Annotated in this window: 1 protein-coding gene; it reads left to right on the plus strand. The window is 54.4% G+C overall.

All coding sequences use genetic code 11. From position 1 onward, the window contains the following. The coding region (locus tag AAC620_RS12290; protein ID WP_340245393.1) for a beta strand repeat-containing protein at nt 1-4,917 on the plus strand (4,917 nt) is incomplete at both ends.

Below are 4,917 nucleotides of genomic sequence, written 5' to 3' on the forward strand. Positions count from 1 at the left end.
AGGCCCAGCTTGATGCCTATGTGGATGCGGGCGTATTGAACGTCACGGCTGATAATCTGTTGGCCGTTAACGCCCAGATCCGCAAGCAGCTTGCTGCAGACAGTAACGCAACGGGCAATGTCGACAGTGTGACAGAGTTGCAAGCCAAGGTGGTATCCGCTGAGGCGGCGTTGGCCTATCTGATCAGTGACGTGCAAGCTGAGACTTATGCTTTGGATGATGTCACCGGGGGCGAAGCTGTTCTCACCACCACAGAACAGCTGGCCGCTTATGCCGATGCGGGCGTATTGAACGTCACGGCTGATAATCTGTTGGCCGTTAATGCCCAGCTGAGACTGGAGAGCACAGCAGAGAACAAAGACAGCGTCAGCGATATCCAGACCATTGTTGCGAAGGCGGATGCGGCGATTGCGGTTTTGCGTGACGCTACTACGGCCTTGACGAGTACGGAGTATGAGGCTGCGGGCATTGTCGGGATCAACTCGAACAACCTCTATGCTGTTAACCAAGCATTACTTACCGCCGCCGTAGGGGATGATGATACTCAGCCGAAGCTGCAAACTATTGTTGCAAGCGCAGCGAATGATCAGCAAGCCAGCTTTGATTTGATTGTTGGATATGCTCGCGAGCTCGCAAGTGCGACCACGGCTGTGGCGGGTGATCCCAGCACAGCGGCACAAAAGCGCTTGACCTTGCCAGCACTCGAAGCTGATGCGCAGTACACCCTGCAAGTGGGTACGGTGCTGCTGGAGGCGCACTTAACCGATCCAGCGAGTGCCGCTGACTTGTTGGCCGGTTTTGCCGATACAACCGATACGCTCTACCGCTTTAGCCCCTTCACCTTGTCACTTGATGGCAATGTTCTGGTATTGGATTACAAGGGTGTAGGTGCGCGCACTGAGGCTGTTGCTCTGCGCAGCGAGCGGCCTGCACTCGAGGATTATGCGCTTGCGGGTATTGTCGGTGTTGATGCGCAAAACCTGACGGCGATCAACCATCAGGTTGCGGGATTGGCAGCAGCGGACCTGGCCGATACGTCGGCCCTGCAAACGCAGGTGACGGTTGGCGCCAACGCGCAGGTGGCTGCGCTGGCTAAAGTGGTTGACTTTGCGGCAGATGATGCCAATGCGCGGCCGACGCTGAGAGATTATCACCAGGCGGGTTTGACCGCCGTAACCGAATACAGCTTAGAGGCGGTCAATCGCCTTGTGCAGGCGGCTGATGGCGATAGCAACAGCGCCAACCCGACGATTACCGACTATGCTAGTGCAGCTGCGGTGGTGAATGCGGGCGTGACAGCGTATCTCGACGCGCTGAATGTTATCAGCACCTATGCAGAAGGTGCTGATGCCAATGCGGCAGTTCCGTCGCTTGGCGATTATCAGGATGCGGGTATCAGCGGCTTGGTGAGCGATGACATTGACACGATCAATGCGGTCTTGCGCACCAAAGAGACAGCGGATGTAACCGCGTTGCACTACACCACCACGCCGAGCATTCAAGCGGTGGTCAATAGTGTGTTGGCAGGCATACAGACACTGGTTACCCATGCAGAGAATGACACGGCCGGCGGTAACCTATCAGAAACCGATTATGCAGCAGTGGGGGCAGTTGCTGTAGACAGCAGCAACCTGGCCGCCTTGAACGATGCGTTGGATCGTCCGGCGATCAGTGGTGCGGATGTGCGCACGCTGTCGCAGGTGCAGGGGATTGTGGATGCGTATAACCGTATTCTGGCGATTGCCGATGGGACTGATGACAACCGTACAGCAGATGATGGCGATATTGGTACCGTGGCTGCGGCCAGCGATCCAACGCGAGCGGATTATGCTGCGCTTGAGCTTAGCGGCTTTGCGGACAGCGCACGGACATCGGCGAAGGTCTCACTGTTGAATGATCACCTGGATCGACTGGCGAGCGGCCAGGTCGATACCATTATTGAGTTACAGGCACGCGCGGATGCCATCGATGCGTTGCTGCGCACCGCAGAGAACCAGACGCCGAAGATCACCAAGGCCCAGCTGAGCTTGCTGGGTTTTGATGTGGACAATGCCGATGCCGCGGTCGTTGATGACGTCACAGACAGCAACCTCAGTGCGGTCCATAAGGTGCTCGAGGATATTGATACCACGACCGACTACAGTGCGATTACCAACTTCACCCAGGTTGAGACGCTAATCGGCAACGCCATTGATGCACTCAATGCGATCAGTGCCAATGCACAAGCGGATACCAGCACCACAGATACGCCCGATAGTGGTCTTGATCTGAACGGGGCAACAACGGGCCTGGATGCCGCCGACTTTGCGGCGATGGGGGTTGATGGTGTTACGGACAATGGCAGCGGCTCGGCGAATAACTTGAGCGCGGTGCTCTCGGCGCTGGATGATGCCGATATCGGGACTGCGCAAACGAACACCCTGGAAGGGGTGCAGGCGATTGTGACGGCTTACAACCGCCTCCTGAACTATGTGGAAGACAGTGCCAACCCGGCGCCGCAGCTGACCACGTTGACCACGCTGGGGATCAGCGACATCACGACGGTCGAGCAACTAACCCTGGTCAACAGTTACCTGGCGGATGCCGCGACGACCACGGCAGACATTGACAGTGTCGACACTTTGCAGGCGAAAGTCAGCGCGGTGAACCATATCCTGGCCGATGCGGCGATTACGGACCTGGTTGCGGGCGAGGGTATCGACAACGTTACAGCAAGCTATGTAACCACCTCGGCTGATTTGGAAGCGCTTGGCTTTACCTATGTGGATACAAGTAACGCGACAGCTACGTTGGTGAATACAGGTCAGGCAACAGCGGAAGTGACGCCTGAGAACATCGACTCGATCCGTCTGGCGATTGCCAATAGCGCAAATGACTTGAGTGAGCTGCAGACGTTCAGCGCGCTTAAAGCACTGGTTGAAGATACCGCTAAGGCGGCGAATACCATCCAGGCATACGGTGCTGGTGTGAGTGGGGCAGCCGCTCCAAGCGAAGAGGATTACGCTGCCATCGGTGTAACCGGTGTCACAAGCCTCAATGTTGCAGCCATCAATAGCTCACTGGCCGAAACAGGCGTGCTCGATACCATCTCAGCCTCCGTCGCAACCGATGTCCAAACCATCGTCGATACATGGGCAAAGGTGCAAGCCCTCGCCGATGGTGAAGTCGATACGGTGACTGTGGGTTCTGAATCGAGTTCAGTGAATGTTTTTGGAACCACGCCCCTCACATCAAGAACATCAGCGCCAGACATAACGGTGTCAAGTAATGTAACAGGGTATTCAAGAGATGTGTGGCAGCTCTTTGATGGCTCAGCAACATTAGGCGACAGCTGGTGGTTTCCTGACAGTCAATTACCGGCATCAGTCTCGATCGATTTCGGGGAAGAAAAGTTAATAAATTCATTTTCTGTTAATGCTTATCAAAGTGGGGGTACCTATGGTGCCGCAAAGACATTTACCCTATCTGCATCTGACGATGGCTCGATATATACGCAAATATATACCGTAAATGGTCAACGACCATATAACACAACGACATATAATATAAGCAGCCCAACATCTGCGCGATACTGGCAGATGGATTTTGCGGATAAAGATACGTCGGGTGGCTCTGATGTAATTATCGAAGAAGTAGAGTTCTTCGAAACAATCAATACAAGTACCTATACGGTTTATACGTCAGACAGTGCAGACGGTGTCACTGACAGTAAAGTCGGTAAAGACAGTGATGTCGTTTTATTGACATCTGCAGAGTTTGCCTCGATCGGCATTAAAAGCCGGGATGGCAACAGTGATCTAAATGCGCGTACGGTAGAGCTACTAAACCAGTTGATTGATGAACGTGGCCTGAGCGCGGTCGACGATGCGTCTGAGATCAAAGCCCTTGCGGCGGCGGTTGAGGCGCTGTTGCTAAGCGCCAGTAAAACGACATCGATTGCCACACCCGTTACGACTGGGAACGTAGAAACTCACGACGTGACAGAAGCGCAGCTTCAGCTGCTGGGCTTCTCACTGGTGGATAGCAATAACTACAGCAGTGTATTGCAGTATCTGACGGGCTCGCCTGCGGGTGATGGTTATGAGACCGGTTCTGATCACATTGCCCAAATCCGGGCGGATTTGCTGAAGGCGATCACGGGTCTGAGCGAGATCGAGAAAGCTGCCGAGCTTAACAATACGACCTCTAACTATCCGCTCGCATCGCATTGGGCGGCCATCAACGACCTCACAACTGAGACCGCAGATGATGTTGCGAATGCAGACGTTGACAGCTTCAACTCGATGCTCAATAGCTTGGCAGTTGACGGCCTGGTGGCGAAGAATGCGACCGCCACGGATGGTTTGCTCTCGCGGATCACGGATTACAACGCTATTTTGAGCGCGGCGGATGATGGTGGTTCCGATAGCTCACTTTCTCTTACGGCCGATGAGTACGCTCGCATCGGTATTACAGGCCTTGAAGCCACGAGTGGTGAATCTACAAAACAGATAGCCAAGTTGGCTATTCTCAATGACGTGATTGAGGGACTCGCGAGTGCGTCGATAGATACGATTACCGAGCTTCAGCATGTCTTTGATTGCGCAGACGCCTTGATGCGCACAATCGACGGAGAAACCCCCGCGATCACTCAAGCTGAGTTGGAGCTCCTGGGCTTTGCGGGCGTCACAACGAACAACCTGAGTGCTATTCAGAAAGCGCTCTCTGATGTGGATACATCGAGCAACTATGATCTGGTCGATAGCCTGTCCGAAGTCGCAGGTATTGTTGACGCTGCGGTTGCTGCGCTTGAAGCCGTTAAGACCGAGGCGAATGCTAACGACGCCGACGGGATTACGGTTGCACAACTCATTGCCATGGGCGTTGAAGGGGCTGTTGAGACCGGTTCCGGTGCCAATATGGCATTGATTAATAGCG

The sequence above is a fragment of the Roseobacter sp. HKCCA2468 genome (genome assembly GCF_037805105.1).
Taxonomy (GTDB): domain Bacteria; phylum Pseudomonadota; class Alphaproteobacteria; order Rhodobacterales; family Rhodobacteraceae; genus M30B80.